The 16,697-nt window shown below is 65.6% G+C and carries 17 protein-coding genes and 1 tRNA gene; 1 reads left to right on the top strand and 17 read right to left on the bottom strand.

Annotated features, from left to right (window positions below):
- Positions 1 to 8: 8 nt before the first annotated feature.
- From HIV01_RS03225 to tpiA, 16 genes are all read right to left on the bottom strand, one after another.
- Entirely contained in the window at positions 9 to 1,505 is a 1,497-nt protein-coding gene (locus HIV01_RS03225; protein WP_200606337.1) for an NADH-quinone oxidoreductase subunit M, read from the bottom strand.
- A 50-nt stretch (positions 1,506 to 1,555) separates the two neighbouring features.
- On the bottom strand, positions 1,556 to 3,721 hold the full coding sequence (nuoL, locus tag HIV01_RS03220; RefSeq protein WP_200606336.1) for an NADH-quinone oxidoreductase subunit L: 2,166 nt from the start codon (positions 3,719 to 3,721) through the stop codon (positions 1,556 to 1,558).
- 34 nt (positions 3,722 to 3,755) lie between these two features.
- Positions 3,756 to 4,082, bottom strand: coding sequence for an NADH-quinone oxidoreductase subunit NuoK (gene nuoK / locus HIV01_RS03215; protein WP_200604915.1), 327 nt, complete (start codon positions 4,080 to 4,082; stop codon positions 3,756 to 3,758).
- A complete protein-coding gene (locus HIV01_RS03210) occupies positions 4,079 to 4,714 on the bottom strand; it encodes an NADH-quinone oxidoreductase subunit J (protein ID WP_200604914.1) in 636 nt (211 codons plus the stop codon). Before HIV01_RS03210 ends, nuoK begins: the two co-directional genes overlap by 4 nt.
- A 10-nt stretch (positions 4,715 to 4,724) precedes the next feature.
- Positions 4,725 to 5,213, bottom strand: coding sequence for an NADH-quinone oxidoreductase subunit NuoI (gene nuoI / locus HIV01_RS03205; RefSeq protein ID WP_200604913.1), 489 nt, complete (start codon positions 5,211 to 5,213; stop codon positions 4,725 to 4,727).
- Positions 5,214 to 5,222: 9 nt separating this feature from the next.
- Positions 5,223 to 6,293: an NADH-quinone oxidoreductase subunit NuoH gene (gene nuoH, locus HIV01_RS03200; protein ID WP_200606335.1), complete on the bottom strand. Its 1,071-nt coding sequence runs from the start codon at positions 6,291 to 6,293 to the stop codon at positions 5,223 to 5,225.
- On the bottom strand, positions 6,290 to 8,518 hold the full coding sequence (gene nuoG / locus HIV01_RS03195; protein WP_200604912.1) for an NADH-quinone oxidoreductase subunit NuoG: 2,229 nt from the start codon (positions 8,516 to 8,518) through the stop codon (positions 6,290 to 6,292). The genes nuoH and nuoG overlap by 4 nt, the downstream gene beginning before the upstream one ends.
- Positions 8,515 to 9,882 carry an NADH-quinone oxidoreductase subunit NuoF gene (gene nuoF, locus HIV01_RS03190; protein WP_200604911.1) on the bottom strand — a complete coding sequence of 456 codons (1,368 nt, stop codon included), beginning with the start codon at positions 9,880 to 9,882 and terminating at the stop codon, positions 8,515 to 8,517. The genes nuoG and nuoF overlap by 4 nt, the downstream gene beginning before the upstream one ends.
- A gap of 15 nt (positions 9,883 to 9,897) precedes the next feature.
- Positions 9,898 to 10,425 carry an NADH-quinone oxidoreductase subunit NuoE gene (gene nuoE, locus HIV01_RS03185; protein ID WP_200604910.1) on the bottom strand — a complete coding sequence of 176 codons (528 nt, stop codon included), beginning with the start codon at positions 10,423 to 10,425 and terminating at the stop codon, positions 9,898 to 9,900.
- Positions 10,426 to 10,453: 28 nt separating this feature from the next.
- A complete protein-coding gene (locus HIV01_RS03180) occupies positions 10,454 to 11,755 on the bottom strand; it encodes an NADH-quinone oxidoreductase subunit D (protein ID WP_200604909.1) in 1,302 nt (433 codons plus the stop codon).
- On the bottom strand, positions 11,752 to 12,480 hold the full coding sequence (locus tag HIV01_RS03175; protein ID WP_200604908.1) for an NADH-quinone oxidoreductase subunit C: 729 nt from the start codon (positions 12,478 to 12,480) through the stop codon (positions 11,752 to 11,754). Before HIV01_RS03175 ends, HIV01_RS03180 begins: the two co-directional genes overlap by 4 nt.
- Before the next feature lies 1 nt (position 12,481).
- Positions 12,482 to 13,054, bottom strand: a complete 573-nt coding sequence (locus tag HIV01_RS03170; RefSeq protein ID WP_200604907.1) for a NuoB/complex I 20 kDa subunit family protein — start codon at positions 13,052 to 13,054, stop codon at positions 12,482 to 12,484.
- Positions 13,045 to 13,401, bottom strand: coding sequence for an NADH-quinone oxidoreductase subunit A (locus HIV01_RS03165; protein ID WP_200606334.1), 357 nt, complete (start codon positions 13,399 to 13,401; stop codon positions 13,045 to 13,047). Before HIV01_RS03165 ends, HIV01_RS03170 begins: the two co-directional genes overlap by 10 nt.
- A gap of 163 nt (positions 13,402 to 13,564) precedes the next feature.
- Positions 13,565 to 13,649: transfer RNA gene (locus HIV01_RS03160), tRNA-Leu, on the bottom strand.
- Positions 13,650 to 13,769: 120 nt separating this feature from the next.
- Complete coding sequence (secG, locus tag HIV01_RS03155) at positions 13,770 to 14,267, bottom strand: preprotein translocase subunit SecG (protein WP_200604906.1); 498 nt, start codon at positions 14,265 to 14,267, stop codon at positions 13,770 to 13,772.
- Between the two features lie 74 nt (positions 14,268 to 14,341).
- Positions 14,342 to 15,094: a triose-phosphate isomerase gene (gene tpiA / locus HIV01_RS03150; RefSeq protein ID WP_200604905.1), complete on the bottom strand. Its 753-nt coding sequence runs from the start codon at positions 15,092 to 15,094 to the stop codon at positions 14,342 to 14,344.
- On the opposite strand from tpiA, the gene HIV01_RS03145 reads away from it, so the two are divergent.
- Entirely contained in the window at positions 15,044 to 15,724 is a 681-nt protein-coding gene (locus HIV01_RS03145) for a DNA-deoxyinosine glycosylase (protein ID WP_342367060.1), read from the top strand. The genes tpiA and HIV01_RS03145 overlap by 51 nt on opposite strands.
- 17 nt (positions 15,725 to 15,741) lie before the next feature.
- Here the strand turns inward: HIV01_RS03145 and HIV01_RS03140 are convergent, their stop codons facing one another.
- Entirely contained in the window at positions 15,742 to 16,692 is a 951-nt protein-coding gene (locus tag HIV01_RS03140) for an isopenicillin N synthase family dioxygenase (RefSeq protein WP_200604904.1), read from the bottom strand.
- Positions 16,693 to 16,697 lie beyond the last annotated feature (5 nt).

The raw sequence follows: 16,697 nt of genomic DNA, 5'->3' as shown, positions 1-16,697 counted from the left end.
CTACAACCTCAAAGCTTCGACGAGGCGATCTGCGTCGCCAGATTCGCAATCGCGGGTTCCATCAGGTCCGTCAGCGGCTTCGGCCACAGGCCCAGGATCAGCACGCCGGCAGCGAACACGCCCAGCACGAACGCTTCGCGTGCATTGACGTCCTCCAGCTCGGCGACGTGGGCGTTGCCGACCTCGCCCCAGATGGTGCGCTTGACCAGCCACAGCGTGTAGGCCGCACCGATGATCAGCGTGGTGGCAGCAACGAAACCGATCAGCGGGTGCTGCTGGAACGACGCCAGGATCACCATGAACTCACCGACGAAACCCGACGTGCCCGGCAGGCCCGAGTTGGCCATGGCGAACAGCACGATGAAGGCGGCGAACCACGGCATCACGTTGGCGACGCCGCCGTAGTCCTTGATCATGCGGGTGTGCATGCGGTCGTAGAGCACGCCGACGCAGCTGAACATCGCGCCCGAGACGAAGCCGTGGCTGATCATCTGCACCATGGCACCCTGCAGGCCCAGGCGTGCGCCTTCGGTGTTGCCGGCTTCGCGGACCAGGGCAAAGGCGATGAAGATGCCCAGGGTGACGAAGCCCATGTGCGAGACCGACGAATAGGCGATCAGCTTCTTCATGTCGTCCTGCGCCAGCGCGACCAGGCCGACGTAGACCACCGCGATCAGGCTCAGCGCGATCACCAGCCAGGCCCACTCGGCGCCGGCGTCAGGAACGATCGGAAGGACGAAACGGATGAAGCCGTAGCCACCGATCTTCAGCATGATCGCCGCCAGGATCACCGAACCGGCGGTCGGCGCCTCGACGTGCGCATCGGGCAACCAGGTGTGGACCGGGAACATCGGCACCTTGACCGCGAAGGCGATCAGGAAGCCAAAGAACAGCCACATCTGCTCGGTTGCCGTCAGCGACAGCGAGTACATGTCCGACAGCTGCCAGCTACCGCCCTTGAGGTACAGGTAGATCAGGCCCAGCAGCATGAACAGCGAGCCGAGGAACGTGTACAGGAAGAACTTGATCGAGGCGTAGACGCGACGCGGGCCGCCCCAGACACCGATGATGATGAACATCGGGATCAGCATGCCTTCGAAGAAGACATAGAACAGCATCGAATCCAGCGCAGAGAACACGCCGATCATCAGGCCTTCCAGGATCAGGAAGGCGGCGTAGTACTGGCTGACGCGCTTGTCGATCGAAGTCCAGGCGCCGACCATCGCCAACAGCGTGGTCAGCGTGGTCAGGCCGATCAGCGCGGCCGAGATTCCGTCCACGCCGAGGTGATAGCGGATGTCGTAGGCCGGGATCCAGGCCTTGTTCTCGACGAACTGCATGGCCGGGGTGGTCATGTCGAACGCGGTGAACATGGGGATGTTCACGGCCATCGTCACCAGCGCCACGGCGGTGGCGAACCAGCGTGCTGCACTGGCGCGTTCGTTGCCGAACGCGAGGGTGGCGAAGCCGCCAAGGATCGGCAGCCAGATCAGCAGGCTGAGCAGGAAAGAGGTGCTCTGCAAGGGCTCGGAGCTCACGTCGGGTCCTTGTCGGGTTAGCGCCAGTAACGGATGAGGATGGCCAGGAGTGCAATCAGGCCGATGATCATCGCGAAGGCGTAGTGGTAGAGGTAACCGGACTGCATCCGGCGGGTCAGGCGTGCAACCAGGTCGACGACGCGGGCGCTGCCGTTCACGGCGGCACCGTCAATGACGTAGGTGTCGACCGCGCGCGAAGCCTTGCCCAGGCCGAGGCCGCCACCGGCGAAACCGTCGATCCACAGGTTGTCCATGCCGTACTTGTTCTCGAGCACGCGCACCGGCCATGCAAACAGCTTGCGGGCCTTGGCCGGCAGTTCCGGCTTCCACCAGTACATGATCGTGGCCAGGGCGAAGCCGGCGAAGGCCAGCCAGAACGCCGGCGCCATGAAGCCGTGCAGCGCGAAGGCCACCGGGCCATGGAACTCTTCGGCCAGCTTGCCGATCACGTCGTGCGCTTCCGGCACGTCGATCGCGCCGAGGAAGAACGGCAGCTGCTTGTGGTGACCCGACACATCGGTACCGAACAGCATCGGACCAACGCTGAAGAAACCGATCAGGATCGACGGAATCGCCAGCAGGATCAGCGGCACCGTCACCACCCACGGCGACTCGTGCGGAGTGTGGGCGTGGTCATCGTGGCCGTGGCCATGGTCATCGTGCTTGGCATGGCCGCCGTGACCGTGTTCTTCGGCCAGCGCGGCCTCATGCTCGGACGAATCCGCTTCCGGCGCGACGTAATGGTCGGGCACCGGATCGTGGAAGCGCTCCTTGCCGTGGAAGGTCAGGTACAGCAGGCGGAAGCTGTAGAACGCGGTCACGAATGCACCCAGCAGCACCGCCCAGTAGGCGTAGGTGGCGATCCAGTTGTGCGCTTCGTGGGCGTTGTGCGCGGCGGCCTCGATGATGGTGTCCTTCGAGTAGAAGCCGCTGAAGAACGGCGTGCCGACCAGGGCCAGCGTGCCGATCAGCATCGTCCAGTAGGTGATCGGCATGTACTTCTTCAGGCCACCCATGCGACGCATGTCCTGCTCGTGGTGCATGCCGATGATCACCGAGCCGGCACCGAGGAACAGCAGCGCCTTGAAGAAGGCGTGGGTCATCAGGTGGTAGACGCCGGCGCTGTACGCCGACACGCCCAGAGCGACGGTCATGTAGCCCAGCTGCGACAGCGTCGAGTACGCGACCACGCGCTTGATGTCGTTCTGGACGATGCCGATCAGGCCGGTCCAGAAGGCGGTCGTGGCACCGATGAACAGAACGAAGTTCAGTGCAGTCTGCGAGTGCTCGAACAGCGGCGACATGCGCGCGACCATGAAGATGCCGGCGGTGACCATCGTCGCGGCATGGATCAGCGCGGAGATAGGCGTCGGGCCTTCCATCGAGTCAGGCAGCCACACGTGCAGCGGCACCTGCGCCGACTTGCCCATGGCGCCGATGAACAGGCACACGCAGATCAGCGTGAACATCGACCAGCCGGCCATGCCCGCGGTCCAGCCGCTCGCCGTCAGCGTTGGCCAGAAGTGCTGCATCTGCGCGCCGACGAAGCGCGGGGCGTTGGCGAACACTTCCGAGTAGTCGAGCGTGCCGAACATCATCAGCACGCCGGCGATGCCGAGCAGGAAGCCGAAGTCGCCGACGCGGTTGACCAGGAACGCCTTGAGGTTGGCGAACACCGCGGTCGGGCGCTTGAACCAGAAGCCGATCAGCAGGTACGAGACCAGGCCCACCGCTTCCCAGCCGAAGAACAGCTGCAGGAAGTTGTTGCTCATGACGAGCATCAACATCGAGAAGGTGAACAGCGAGATGTAGCTGAAGAAGCGCTGGTAGCCATCGTCCTCGGCCATGTAGCCGATGGTGTAGATGTGCACCAGCAGCGAGACGAAGGTGACAACCACCATCATCATCGCGGTCAGCTTGTCGACCATGAAGCCGACGTGTGCCTCGAAGCCGCCGACCTGGAACCAGGTGTAGACGTTCTCGTTGAACGGCGCGGCGCCCTGCCCGACCAGCTGCCACAGCACCTGGATCGACAGCAGGCAGCTCACGGCCACGCCGATGATCGTCACCCAGTGGGCGCCGGCACGGCCGACCTGGCGACGGAACAGGCCGGCGATGATCGCGCCAAGCAGCGGCGCGAGCACGATCGCCAGCAGGACCGTCTTGGAGAGTGCATGCTCCACGAGTGCGTGCCCCATGATTGCGTTGTCCACCGCGTCAGCCCTTCATCGAATCGATTTCGGCGACGTTGATCGTGCGCCGGTTGCGGAACAGCGTGACCAGGATGGCCAGGCCGATGGCGGCCTCGGCCGCCGCCACGGTCAGGATGAAGAACACGAACACCTGGCCGGCCGGATCGGAAAGCTCGCGCGAGAAGGCGACGAAGTTGATGTTCACCGCGAGCAGGAGCAGCTCCAGCGACATCAGCAACATGATCACGTTCTTGCGGTTGAGGAAGATGCCGGCGACGCTGATGCAGAACAGCACCGCGCCGAGGGCGAGATAGTGGCCAAGCGCGAGGCCGGCGCCGAAGAATTCGCTCACGGCTTGCTCTCCTCTGCGGGTGCATCGACTGGGGCCGGCACCGGCCGCACTGCATCCATCTTGACCATGCGCAGGCGGTCGCTGGCGCGCACGCGGGCCTGGGCCGACGGGCTCTGGTGCTTGGCACCCGGGCGACGGCGCAGGGTCAGCGTGACCGCTGCGATCACCGCCACGGTCAGGATCACCGCGGCCAGTTCGAACGGCAGCAGGAACTGGGTGAACAAAGCGCGCGCCAGCCAGGCGGTGTTGCCGCCGGTCGTGGCGTCGGCAGTAAATGCCGTGGCGACCTTTGCCTTGACCCCGATCAGGGTCAGCATCTCGACCAGCATCACCACCGCGACCACCAGGCCGACCGGCAAGTAGCGCACGTAACCCTCGCGCAGCGGGGCGACGTCGATGTCGAGCATCATCACCACGAACAGCAGCAGCACCATCACCGCGCCGACGTAGACCAGGATCAGGGCCACGCCGAGGAACTCGGCGCCGGCGATGATCCAGGTGCAGGCGACCGAGAAGAAGGTCAGTACCAGCAGCAGCACCGCGTGCACGGGGTTGCGCACGCTGATGACACCGACCGCGGCAGCGGTGGCTATGGCGGCGAATACGAAAAAGGAGATCTGGGCGAGATCCATGCTTCAGGCCTCAGCGGAAAGGTGCGTCGGCAGCGCGGCGCTCGGCGATCTCGGCTTCGAGACGGTCGCCGATGGCCAGCAGCTGCGGCTTGGTGACGATGTTCTGTCCGCGCTTGTCGAAGTGGTACTCGTGGATATGCGTCTCCACGATCGAGTCGACCGGGCAGGACTCCTCGCAGAACCCGCAGAAGATGCACTTGAACAGGTCGATGTCGTAACGCGTGGTGCGGCGGGTGCCGTCCTCGCGCTTCTCCGAGTCGATGGTGATCGCCAGCGCCGGGCACACCGCCTCGCACAGCTTGCAGGCGATGCAGCGCTCTTCGCCGTTGGGGTAACGGCGCAGCGCGTGCACGCCGCGGAAGCGCGGCGACTGCGGCGTCTTCTCCATCGGGTACATCAGCGTGTACTTCGGCTTGAACAGGTACTTGCCGGTGAGGGCAAGCCCTTGCGCGAGCTCGATGAGCAGCAGGCTCTTGAAATAGGAAACGATGCGATTCATGCCTGTCCCTTACACGCCCGGCTCGAAGATTCTGAAGTACGCCATCAACGCGACCACGCAGATCCAGGCGATGGTGAGCGGGATGAAGACCTTCCAGCCCAGGCGCATGATCTGGTCGTAGCGGTAGCGCGGGAACGACGCACGGAACCAGATGAAGCAGCTGGCGAAGAAGAACACCTTGGCCAGCAGCCACCACCAGCCATTGGCCGACAGCAGCGGGATGCCCAGGCCCTGGAACGGGCTGAGCCAGCCGCCGACGAAGAAGATCGAGACCAGGAAGCTGATCAGGATCATGTTCGCGTACTCGGCCAGGAAGAACAGCGCGAACGCCGAGCCCGAGTACTCGACCATGTGGCCGGCAACAATCTCCGACTCGCCTTCCACCACGTCGAACGGCGCGCGGTTGGTTTCAGCCACGCCCGAGATGAAGTAGATGACGAACAGCGGCAGCATCGGCAGCCAGAACCATTCCAGCGCGCCGGCGTTGCCGGCCTGCGCCATCACGATGTCGGTGAGGTTGAGGCTGCCCGCGCCGACCATCACGCCGACCATGGCAAAGCCCATGGCGATTTCGTACGAGACCACCTGCGCCGCGGCGCGCATGGCACCGAGGAAGGCGTACTTCGAGTTCGAGGCCCAGCCGGCGAGGATGATGCCGTACACGCCCAGCGAGGTCATCGCCAGCAGGTACAGCAGGCCGGCGTTGGCGTTCGACAGCACCACCTGGTAGTCGAACGGCACCACCGCCCACGCCGCGAAGGCCGGGGCCAGCGCGATCAGCGGAGCGAACTTGAACAGGAACGGCTCGGCCTTGGTCGGCTGGATCACTTCCTTGAACAGCAGCTTGAAGACGTCGGCGAAGGCCTGGAGGATGCCTCGGCCGACGTACATCGGTCCGTGGCGGACGTGCATCCAGCCGATCAGCTTGCGCTCCCAGACCACGTAGAACGCGACCGTGATGATCACCGGCATGGCGATCAGCAGGATCTTCAGCACGATCCACAGCAACGCGCCGATGTTGCCGAACGACAGCATCCAGTCGCGGAACGGATCGATCACATGAGTCGAAAGCATGCTTATGCCCTCCCCGCCTGCACGCGACCGGACATCGGCGCGGTCGCGCCGTGCCCGCTCTCGACCCACACGGTGCCGCGCGCGACCTTGTCGCTGACGGCGACCGGCAGCGTCGCGGTACCTGCGGCGGTATTGAACTTGGCGACCACGCCATCGGCCAGGCCGAGGGCGGAAGCGTCATGCGGATTGAGCACGGCCTTGGGCTCGACGTTGAGCGGATGCGACTGCAGCGCCGGGGCACGACGCACCACCGCATCGCTGCGGTAGATGCCGATGCTGGCGGCGACTTCGAGGCCTTCGCCGGCGGTCGACGGCGCCTTGCCGGCGACGACCTGGGTGTCGCGCATCTTCATGCTCGCGCGCAGGCCGACCAGGTCGGTGAAGCCGAAGCCCTTGGCCTCGAGCTCGCCACCGAGACCGCGCAGCACGCGCCAGCCGGGACGGGCTTGGCCGGGCAGCTTGGCGCCGGCAACGGCGACCTGCTGGCGACCGTCGAGGTTGGTCAGCGTGGCGTCGATTTCCGGCAGCAGGCCGATCGGCAGGATCACGTCGGCAACGGCGCGGGTCGAGCGGCACGCAAAAGTGCTGAACGCCACGACCTGGGCCGGGTTGAGTGCCTTCAGCGCGGTCGCGGTGTCGGCGAAATCCAGGCCGGGCTCGATGCCGTACAGGATGTAGGCGGTGCGCGCGTCGGCCAGCATCGCCTGCGCATCGCGGGCGATCGGCAGCACGCCGTAGTCGGACAGGCCGACGGCATTGGCGCCCTGCGGGATGCGGTTGAGCGCGGCACCGGTGCTGGCGGCGAAGGCGACGGCGGCCTTGCGGATCGCGGCAGCGTGGGCACCGTTCTCGGCCAGCGCGCCGACGATCACCACGGCGCGCGTGGCGTTCTTGGCGACGTCGTTCAGCGCGGTGTCCGACAGCGTCGCGGCGATCTGCGACGGAGCGACGATGTGCTTGCCGGCGATGTCGAAGGTGAAGTCGAAATCAACCGGGTTGACCACGTGCACCTTGGCGCCGCGTGTCCAGGCCTTGCGCACGCGCTGGTGCACCAGCGGCAGCTCGTGGCGCAGGTTGGAACCGACGATGACGATCAGGTCGGCATGGTCGATGTCGTTCACCGGCGTGGCGAACGGCGTGGCGATGGCGGCATCGCTCAGGTCGTGCTGGCCGATGCGGTGGTCGATGTTGCCGGTGCCCAGCGCTTCGGCCAGGCGGGCCAGCAGCACGCCCTCTTCGTTCGAGGTCGCCGGATGGGCAAGGATGCCGAGGCTGTCGGCACCGTTGTCACGCAGGATCTTCGCGGCGCGAGCCAGCGCTTCTTCCCACGAGGCATCGCGCCACTCGCCGTTCTCCTTGATCATCGGCGACGTCGCACGGTCCTGCGCGTACAGGCCCTGGTGCGAATAACGGTCGCGATCCGACAGCCAGCACTCGTTCACCGCTTCGTTGTCGCGCGGCACGGTGCGCAGCACTTCGCCGCGGCGCACGTGCAGGAACAGGTTGCTGCCCAGCGCGTCGTGGTAGCCGAGCGATTCACGCGCGGTCAGTTCCCACGGGCGTGCCTTGAACTGGAACACCTTGTTGGTCAGCGCACCGACCGGGCAGACGTCGATGACGTTGCCCGACAGCTCGGTGGTCAACGGCTTGCCGTCGTAGGTGCCGATCTGCAGGTTCTCGCCGCGGTACATGCCGCCCAGCTCGTAGGTGCCGGCGATTTCCGCGGTGAAGCGCACGCAGCGCGTGCACTGGATGCAGCGGGTCATCTCGGTGGCGACCAGCGGACCGATGTCCTCGTCGGGCACCACGCGCTTGCGCTCGGAGAAGCGGCTGACCGAACGGCCGTAACCCAGCGACAGATCCTGCAGCTCGCACTCGCCGCCCTGGTCGCAGATCGGGCAGTCGAGCGGATGGTTGATCAGCAGGAACTCCATCACGTTGCGCTGCGACTTGAGTGCCTTCTCGCTGCGCGTGACGACCTTCATGCCTTCCATCACCGGCGTGGCGCAGGCCGGCGCCGGCTTGGGCATCTTCTCGACTTCGACCAGGCACATGCGGCAGTTCGCCGCGACGGCCAGCTTGTCGTGGTAGCAGAAGCGCGGGATCGGGATGCCGGCCTTGTCGGCGGCATGGATGATCATCGAGCCCTTCGGCGCGACCATTGCGATGCCGTCGATCTCGATCGAGACGTGGTCCGGCGGTACGTTCGGGTTCACGGGCTGCGCGCTCATGCCGCCACCTTCTCGACCACGGTGCCTGCGAGCTGGTCATCGACCAGGAAACGCTTGTTCACGATCGCGTACTCGAACTCGTTCCAGTAGTGGCGCAGGAAGCCCTGCACCGGCCACGCCGCGGCTTCGCCGAAGGCGCAGATGGTGTGGCCTTCGATCTGGCCGGCAGCGGCACGCAGCATCTGCAGGTCTTCCAGCGTCGCCTGCTTCTCGACGATGCGGGTCAGCATGCGGTACATCCAGCCGGTGCCTTCGCGGCACGGCGTGCACTGGCCGCAGCTTTCCTTGAAGTAGAAACGGGCGATGCGCTGGCAGGCACGGACCATGCAGGTGGTCTCGTCCATCACGATCACCGCACCCGAACCCAGGCCGGAACCGGCCTTCTGGATCGAGTCGTAGTCCATCGTCAGGCCCATCATGGTCTCGCCCGGCAGCACCGGCATCGAGGAACCACCCGGGATCACCGCCTTGAGCTGGCGGCCGCAACGCATGCCGCCGGCCATCTGCAGCAGGTCGGCGAACGACGTGCCCAGGCGGATTTCGTAATTGCCCGGACGGGCGACGTGGCCCGACACCGAGAACACCTTCGGCCCGCCGTTGTTCGGCTTGCCCAGGTTGAGGAACCACTCGGCGCCATTGCGGATGATCGCCGGCACCGAAGCATAGGTCTCGGTGTTGTTGATCGTCGTCGGCTTGCCGAACAGGCCGAAGTTGGCCGGGAACGGCGGCTTGTAGCGCGGCTGGCCCTTCTTGCCTTCCAGCGATTCCATCAGCGCGGTTTCTTCGCCGCAGATGTACGCGCCGGCGCCGAGCGCGCCGTAGATGTCGATGTCGACGCCGCTGCCGAGCACGTTCTTGCCCAGCCAGCCGTTCTCGTAGGCTTCCTTCAGTGCCTGCTCGAAATGCTCGAACGGCTCGTGATGGAACTCGCCACGCAGGTAGTTGTAGGCCACCGTCGAACCGGTCGCGTAGCAGGCGATCGCCATGCCCTCGACCACCGAATGCGGGTTGTAGCGCAGGATGTCGCGATCCTTCGCCGTGCCAGGCTCGGACTCGTCCGAGTTGCACAGGATGTACTTCTGGGTGCCGCTGCCCTTGGGCATGAAGCTCCACTTCAGGCCGGTCGGGAAGCCGGCACCGCCACGGCCGCGAAGGCCCGAGGCCTTGACCATGTCGATCACCGCGGCCGGATCCATCTTCTCGGTCAGGATCTTGCGCAGCGCGGCGTAGCCACCGGTCTTGAGGTAGTTCTCATACGACCACGGGGTGTCGTAGTGCAGCGTCGTGTAAACGACGTTGTGCTCCTGCGGAACCGGGCCGACCGGACCGTAGCCCTGCGAGTAGTCGTGGTGCGAGTGCGCCATGGGTCGTCCTAAGCCTCACTTCAGACCGTCGAGCAGCTCGTCCACCTGAGCGGTGTCCAGCTTCTCGTGGTAATGCCCGTTGATGACCACCACCGGCGCGCCGCAGCACGCGGCCAGGCACTCTTCCTCGCGCTTGAGGAAGATGCGGCCGTCGGCGGTCGACTCGCCCAGCTTGCAGCCCAGCTTCTTCTCGGCATGACGCACGAGATCCTCGGCGCCGTTGAGCCAGCAGCTGATGTTGGTGCAGAAAGCGACGTTGTTGTGGCCGACCTTCTCGGTCTCGAACATCGAATAGAAACTGGCGACCTCGTAGGCCCACACCGGCGGCAGGTCGAGGTACTTGGCCACGGCGGCGATCAGCTCGTCGCTGAGCCAGCCGTTGTTCTGTTCCTGCGCCGCGTGCAGACCCTGCAGCACCGCCGAACGCTTGCGGTCCGGCGGGAACTTGGCCAGCCAGTGGTCGATATGGGCGCGGGTCTTGTCCGACAACGCGACCATCGGGTCGACGTGCTGGCAGGCCTCGAAATTTCCGGTTGCCTTCATCTGATCAGTTCCTCAACGGCCGCCGCGATCAGCGGTCGACCTCGCCGAACACGAGATCGTAGGTACCGATCATCGCCACGACGTCGGCCAGCATGTGGCCCTTCACGATTTCGTCCATCGAAGACAGGTGCGCGAAACCCGGCGCACGCAGCTTCACGCGGAACGGCTTGTTGGCACCGTCCGACACCAGGTAGCAGCCGAACTCGCCCTTGGGCGCTTCAACCGCGCAGTAGGTCTCGCCAGCCGGCACGCAGTAGCCTTCGGAGAACAGCTTGAAGTGGTGGATCAGCGCTTCCATGTCGTCCTTCATCTCCTCGCGGGAGGGAGGCGCGACCTTGAAGTTGTCGACGATCACCGGGCCGGGGTTGGCCTTGAGCCACTTCACGCACTGCTGGATGATGCGGTTGGACTGGCGCATCTCGGCCACGCGCACCAGGTAGCGGTCGTAGCAGTCGCCGTTGGTGCCAACCGGGATGTCGAAATCCACCGCGTCGTACTTGGCGTACGGCTGCTTCTTGCGCAGGTCCCAGGCAACGCCCGAGCCGCGGATCATCGCGCCGGTCATGCCCCAGGCCAGGGCCTGCTCGGGCGAGACCACGCCGATGCCGACGGTGCGCTGCTTCCAGATGCGGTTCTCGGTCAGCAGCGTCTCGTACTCGTCGACGCGCGCCGGGAAATCCTTGGTGAACGCTTCCAGGTAATCCAGCAGCGAGCCTTCACGCCATTCGTTGAAACGCTTGAGCTTGCCGCCCTTGCGCCACGGCGATTCCTTGTACTTGGGCATGCGGTCCGGCAGGTCGCGGTAGACGCCGCCCGGACGGTAGTAGGTCGCATGCATGCGCGCGCCGGAGACTGCCTCGTAGCAGTCCATCAGCTCTTCGCGCTCGCGGAACGCGTACAGGAACACCGCCATCGCGCCCAGGTCGAGCGCGTTGGATCCGATCCACATCAGGTGGTTCAGGATGCGGGTGATCTCGTCGAACATGGTGCGGATGTACTGCGCACGCTCGGGCGCCTCGATCCCCATCAGGGTCTCGATCGCGCGCACGTAGGCGTGCTCGTTGCACATCATCGACACGTAGTCGAGGCGATCCATGTAGCCGATCGACTGGTTGAACGGCTTGGACTCGGCCAGCTTCTCGGTGCCGCGATGCAGCAGGCCGACGTGCGGGTCGGCGCGCTGGATCACTTCGCCGTCCATTTCGAGGATCAGGCGCAGCACGCCGTGCGCGGCCGGATGCTGCGGGCCGAAGTTCAGCGTGTAGTTGCGGATCTCGGCGTTGTTGAGGCCCGAGGTGTTCGGTGTGTTGCTGGACACAATGGCGCTCACTTCTTCACCTCCGCGCCCTGCGCGGCTTCGCCGGCAGCGGTCTGGTAGCGCGCGTCATCGCGGATCACGCGCGGCACGCCGACACGCGGCTCGATCGACACGGGCTCGTAGACCACGCGCTTCTTGTCGGCGTCGTAGCGCACTTCGACGTTGCCGATCAGCGGGAAGTCCTTGCGGAACGGATGGCCGACGAAACCGTAGTCGGTGAGGATCCGGCGCAGGTCCGGATGGCCTTCGAAAATGATGCCGAACAGGTCGAACGCCTCGCGCTCGAACCAGTTGCTGCCCGGCCACACCGACGTCAGCGAATCCACGACCGGCAGGTCGTCGTTCTCGGCGAAGGTGCGCAGGCGGATGCGACGGTTGTGCTGGTACGACAGCAGGTGCGCGACCGCGGCGAAGCGGCGCTCCGGCGAAGCGGCGGCACCGTTGACCTGCTCGCCCCAGGCGAAGCGGCCGGCGCTCTTGCCTTCCACGCCACGCGAGAAACCCTCGGAGGACACGTCGGTGTCCCACTCGTCGCTGCCGTAGCTGAGGTAATCGACGCCGCTGACGTCGACGAGCTGTTCGAACCCGAACTCGTCGCGCAGCGCGAGTGCGGTGGACAGCCATTGCGCGGCGGCGACGTCGATGGTGACTTCGCCACGCGGTTCTGCAACGACCACCAGCGCGCCGTCAAAACGGGCAGCGAGGCGATCGACAAACGCTTGCACGGTCTCGGCCATCTCAGCGCACGCCCTGGATGTTTTCGCCGAAGTTGGTGCCACGGCGGATCTTCTTCTGCAGCTGCAGGATGCCGTAGATCAGCGCTTCGGCCGTCGGCGGGCAGCCCGGCACGTAGACGTCGACCGGCACGATGCGGTCACAGCCGCGCACGACCGAGTACGAGTAGTGGTAGTAACCACCGCCGTTGGCGCAGCTGCCCATCGAGATCACCCACTTCGGGCCGGGCATCTGGTCGTAGACCTTGCGCAGCGCGGGAGCCATCTTGTTGACCAGGGTGCCGGCGACGATCATCACGTCGGACTGGCGCGGCGACGGGCGGAACACCACGCCGTAACGGTCCAGGTCCAGGCGCGCGGCGCCTGCGTGCATCATCTCGACGGCGCAGCAGGCCAGGCCGAACGTCATCGGCCACATCGAGCCGGTGCGCGCCCAGTTCCACAGCGCATCGAACGAGGTGAGGGCAAAGCCCTGCTGCAGCAGCGGGTTGTCACCTTCCGGGCGCAGGATGTCGTCCAGCCGCCCTTCGGGCAGCGGGTTGTGCATCAGCTCGGAAACATTCTGGATCACTCCCATTCGAGTGCTCCCTTCTTCCAGACGTAGACGAAGCCGAGCAAGAGCATGCCGGCGAAGATGCCCATCTCGATCAGGCCGATCACACCGAGTTCGCGGAACACGGTGGCCCAGGGCACGATGAAGATGATTTCCAGGTCAAAGATGATGAACTGGATCGCGATCAGGTAGTAGCGCACGTCGAACTGCATGCGCGCACTTTCGAACGCCTCGAATCCGCACTCGTACGGCGAGAGTTTTTCGAGGGTCGGGCGCTGGGGGCCGAGCAGTTGGCCCACCACCAGCAGGGCGACGCCGATACCTCCGGCGACGATCAGGAACAGCAGGGTCGGCAGGTATTCGGCCAGCACTAGTTGTTCTCTCGCTTCGTTTAGCTCGGCCGCCATTGCGACCTTGGCTCGGCGTTTTGCCGCCTGGTCATCCCCGCGCGAGTTTCCGGCACGCCGTGCGCGCCGCACCCGCGTCGGTGGTGCTGTTTGCTGCAGTACGTTTTTGCGTGTTTGTTATTAGGTGTGGTGCCCAAGGGGGGACTCGAACCCCCACGACTTACGTCGCTACCACCTCAAGGTAGTGCGTCTACCAATTCCGCCACCTGGGCAATCAAACCTTGTGTCGTCCTGACGCGACCCCGCCGATGCAGGCCTGGTCGTTGCCGGTCATCGCTGACCGTACCCGGCAATCCGTGCCGGGCCGATGAAAACCAATGGTACCCCTTCGCTCAGCCGCCAGCCGGTGGCTGCGGCTTTGCCGGCTCGGGCGACTGGGTCGCGGCCGGAGCCTGCGTTGCCGGGGCCGGAGCCGGAGCCGGTGCAGCGTCGGTCGCGGCCGGAGCCTGCGGAACGCTGCTGGCGGGCGCCGGCTGGGCCACGGGGGCCGCCGGCACTGCCGAATTGTTGCCGCCCGTAGCCGGAGCCGCCGGAGCTGCCGGAACCTGGTCGGCCATCACGCCGGCCGCCGGGGCCGCCGCGCTGGTGTCGCCGGTTGCACGGTGCATCGCCTGCCAGGCCATGAACAGGCTGATCGCGAAGAACGAGATCGCCAGCCACTTGGTGGCCTTGGTCAGGAAGTTGGCCGAGCCACGCGCGCCGAACACGGTCGCCGAGGCGCCGCCACCGAAACCGGAGCCGGCCTGCGCACCCGCGCCGCGCTGCATCAGGATCAGCGCAACCATCGCGATCGCGATCAGCACGTAGATGACGTTGAGTAACAACAGCATCGTTGGATTCTGCTAGTTCACTGAAGCTCGTGGAACGAACCTGGACTGGCCCAAAGGACCGGGTCCGCGACTCGTCAGGGTGCCGCCGCTACCGCGATGGCGTGGAAATCGGACGCGACCAGAGAGGCCCCGCCGACCAGGCCGCCATCGACGTCCGGCTGCGAAAACAGCGCGGCGGCATTGTCGGCCTTTACGCTTCCGCCGTACAGGATCGGTAGCGAGCCAGCGATTCTAGCATCGTGTGCGGAGATTTCGCTACGGATGAATGCGTGTACCGCCTGTGCCTGTTCGGGTGTGGCGGTCTTGCCGGTACCAATTGCCCAGACCGGCTCGTAGGCGAGGATCGCGCCGTCCAGCGCCTGCGCGCCGGCAAGCTTGAAAACCGGCTCGAGCTGCTCCTGGATGCGCCATTCGGTCTGGCCGTCCTCGCGCTCGCGCAGGCTCTCGCCCACGCACAGGATCGGGGTCAGGCCGGCGGCCTTGCAGGCCAGGAACTTGCGCGCGACCAGCTCGCTGCTTTCGCCGTGGTACTGGCGACGCTCGGAGTGGCCGACCAGGCCGTAGCCGGCATCGACGTCCTTGAGCATCTCGGCCGAGACTTCGCCGGTGTAGGCGCCCTTCTGGTTGACGCTGACGTCCTGCGCACCAAAGGTCAGGCCCTTCTCGCCATAACGGGCGATCAGGCCGGCCAGGTAAGGCAGCGGCGGCAGGATCAGCTGCTCGACCCCGGCCGGGGCCGGCATCGCGACCAGCGCATCGAGCAGCTCCAGGGCGAAATGGCGATCGCCATGCAGCTTCCAATTTCCGGCGACGATTCTGCGGCGCATGGCCACTCCTTGATTCCTGGCTGGGTCCAGCTGCCGTGGCGCGCTGAACGAAGGGCGCAAAGTTTACCTCACGTCGGCGAGAATCGATCCATGGCAACGACCTCTTCCGCCAGCTCGCGACTGTTGAAGGGCTTTCCGCCGGTCAGTGCAAAGGATGCGCGCGTGCTGATCCTCGGCAGCATGCCCGGCGCCGCGTCGTTGCAGGCCCACCAGTACTACGCGCATCGGCACAACCGCTTCTGGCCGATCATGGGCGAACTGGTCGGCGCCGCGCCTGCCCTGCCCTATGCGCAACGACTGTTGCGTTTGCAGCAATGCGGCATTGCGCTTTGGGACGTGTTCGATCGCTGCGAGCGCGAGGGCAGCCTGGATTCGGCGATCCGCGACGACACGGCGCAGGCCAACGATTTCATCGCCTTCTTCGAGGGGCACCGCGGGATCAGGACGGTGCTGTTCAACGGCGCGAAGGCCGAGAGCGGATTCCGACGGCTCGCCGGCGTGCAGCCCGATGCGCTGGGGTTGCAGTGCGTGCGGCTGCCTTCGACGAGTCCGGCGAATGCGTCGATTTCGCCAGCGGTGAAGCTGGCGGCGTGGCGGGAGGCTTTGAGGGCGGGCGGCATCCTGGCGTGATGGGCCGCCCCGTCACGTCACTTCAGTTTGATCTCGCGCAGGCGCTCTTCGAGGTAGCCGTGGGCGGTGATCGCTTCCGGGTAGCGGCTCGGGTTGTCGGCGCTCACGCACGACGGCAGCACGTCGATCAGGAAATCGGGATTGGGGTGCAGGAAGAACGGCGTCGAGTAGCGCGGCTGGCGCGCCTTCTCGCCCGGCGGGTTGACCACGCGATGCGTCGTCGACGGGTACACATGGTTGGTCAGGCGCTGCAGCATGTCGCCGATGTTGACCACGATCGTGTCGGCGTCGGCCGTGAACGGCACCCACTCGCCCTTGTGCGAACGCACTTCCAGTCCTTCCGCGCTGGCACCGACCAGCAGCGTGATCAGGTTGATGTCCTCGTGCGCGCCGGCGCGCTCGTTGGGGATGTCGTCGGACGTGATCGGCGGGTAATGGATCGGACGCAGGATCGAGTTGCCGGAATTGGTCTTGTCGGCGAAATACGACTCCGGCAGGCCGATGTGCAGGGCCAGCGCGCTGAGCACGCGCGAACCGAGCTGGTCGAGCGATTCATACAGGCCATAAGCCTGCTCGCGGAACTCCGGGATCTCCGTCGGCCACAGGTTCGGCGGCATCACGTCGGCGTACTTCGAGTCGCGCGGGATCTCGCGGCCGACGTGCCAGAACTCCTTCAGGTCGAAGTGCTTTGAGTCCTTCGCCGTCTCCACGCCGAATGGCGTGTAACCGCGGGCGCCGCCGCTGCCGGCAATGTGATACTTCAGCTTCACCGCCTCGGGCAGGTCGAAGAAGCGCTTGAACACGTCGTAGGACGCGTCGATCTGCCCGCTCGGAATGCCGTGGCCGCGGATGCCGGCGAAGCCCCACTCGCGATAGGCCGCGCCCAGTTCGGCCACGAAGGCGTCACGATCGCCGGCGCTGGAAGGCTGGCTGAAGCGGCGAATGTCGAGCGTCGGAATGCGGTTCACGGGCG

The sequence above is a fragment of the Lysobacter arenosi genome, assembly GCF_016613475.2.
GTDB lineage: Bacteria > Pseudomonadota > Gammaproteobacteria > Xanthomonadales > Xanthomonadaceae > Lysobacter_J > Lysobacter_J arenosi.
This window is presented reverse-complemented; position numbering and strand designations above follow the sequence as displayed.

Excerpts from the sequence above, each read along its gene's own strand:
- HIV01_RS03210 (WP_200604914.1), bottom strand. The coding sequence starts at position 4,714 with ATGGATCTCGCCCAGATCTCCTTTTTCGTATTCGCCGCCATAGCCACC.
- nuoI (WP_200604913.1), bottom strand. The coding sequence starts at position 5,213 with ATGAATCGCATCGTTTCCTATTTCAAGAGCCTGCTGCTCATCGAGCTC.
- nuoG (WP_200604912.1), bottom strand. The coding sequence starts at position 8,518 with ATGAGCGCGCAGCCCGTGAACCCGAACGTACCGCCGGACCACGTCTCG.
- nuoF (WP_200604911.1), bottom strand. The coding sequence starts at position 9,882 with ATGGCGCACTCGCACCACGACTACTCGCAGGGCTACGGTCCGGTCGGC.
- nuoE (WP_200604910.1), bottom strand. The coding sequence starts at position 10,425 with ATGAAGGCAACCGGAAATTTCGAGGCCTGCCAGCACGTCGACCCGATG.
- HIV01_RS03175 (WP_200604908.1), bottom strand. The coding sequence starts at position 12,480 with ATGGCCGAGACCGTGCAAGCGTTTGTCGATCGCCTCGCTGCCCGTTTT.
- HIV01_RS03170 (WP_200604907.1), bottom strand. The coding sequence starts at position 13,054 with ATGGGAGTGATCCAGAATGTTTCCGAGCTGATGCACAACCCGCTGCCC.
- secG (WP_200604906.1), bottom strand. The coding sequence starts at position 14,267 with ATGCTGTTGTTACTCAACGTCATCTACGTGCTGATCGCGATCGCGATG.
- HIV01_RS03145 (WP_342367060.1), top strand. The coding sequence starts at position 15,044 with ATGGCGATCGCCATGCAGCTTCCAATTTCCGGCGACGATTCTGCGGCG.
- tpiA (WP_200604905.1), bottom strand. The coding sequence starts at position 15,094 with ATGCGCCGCAGAATCGTCGCCGGAAATTGGAAGCTGCATGGCGATCGC.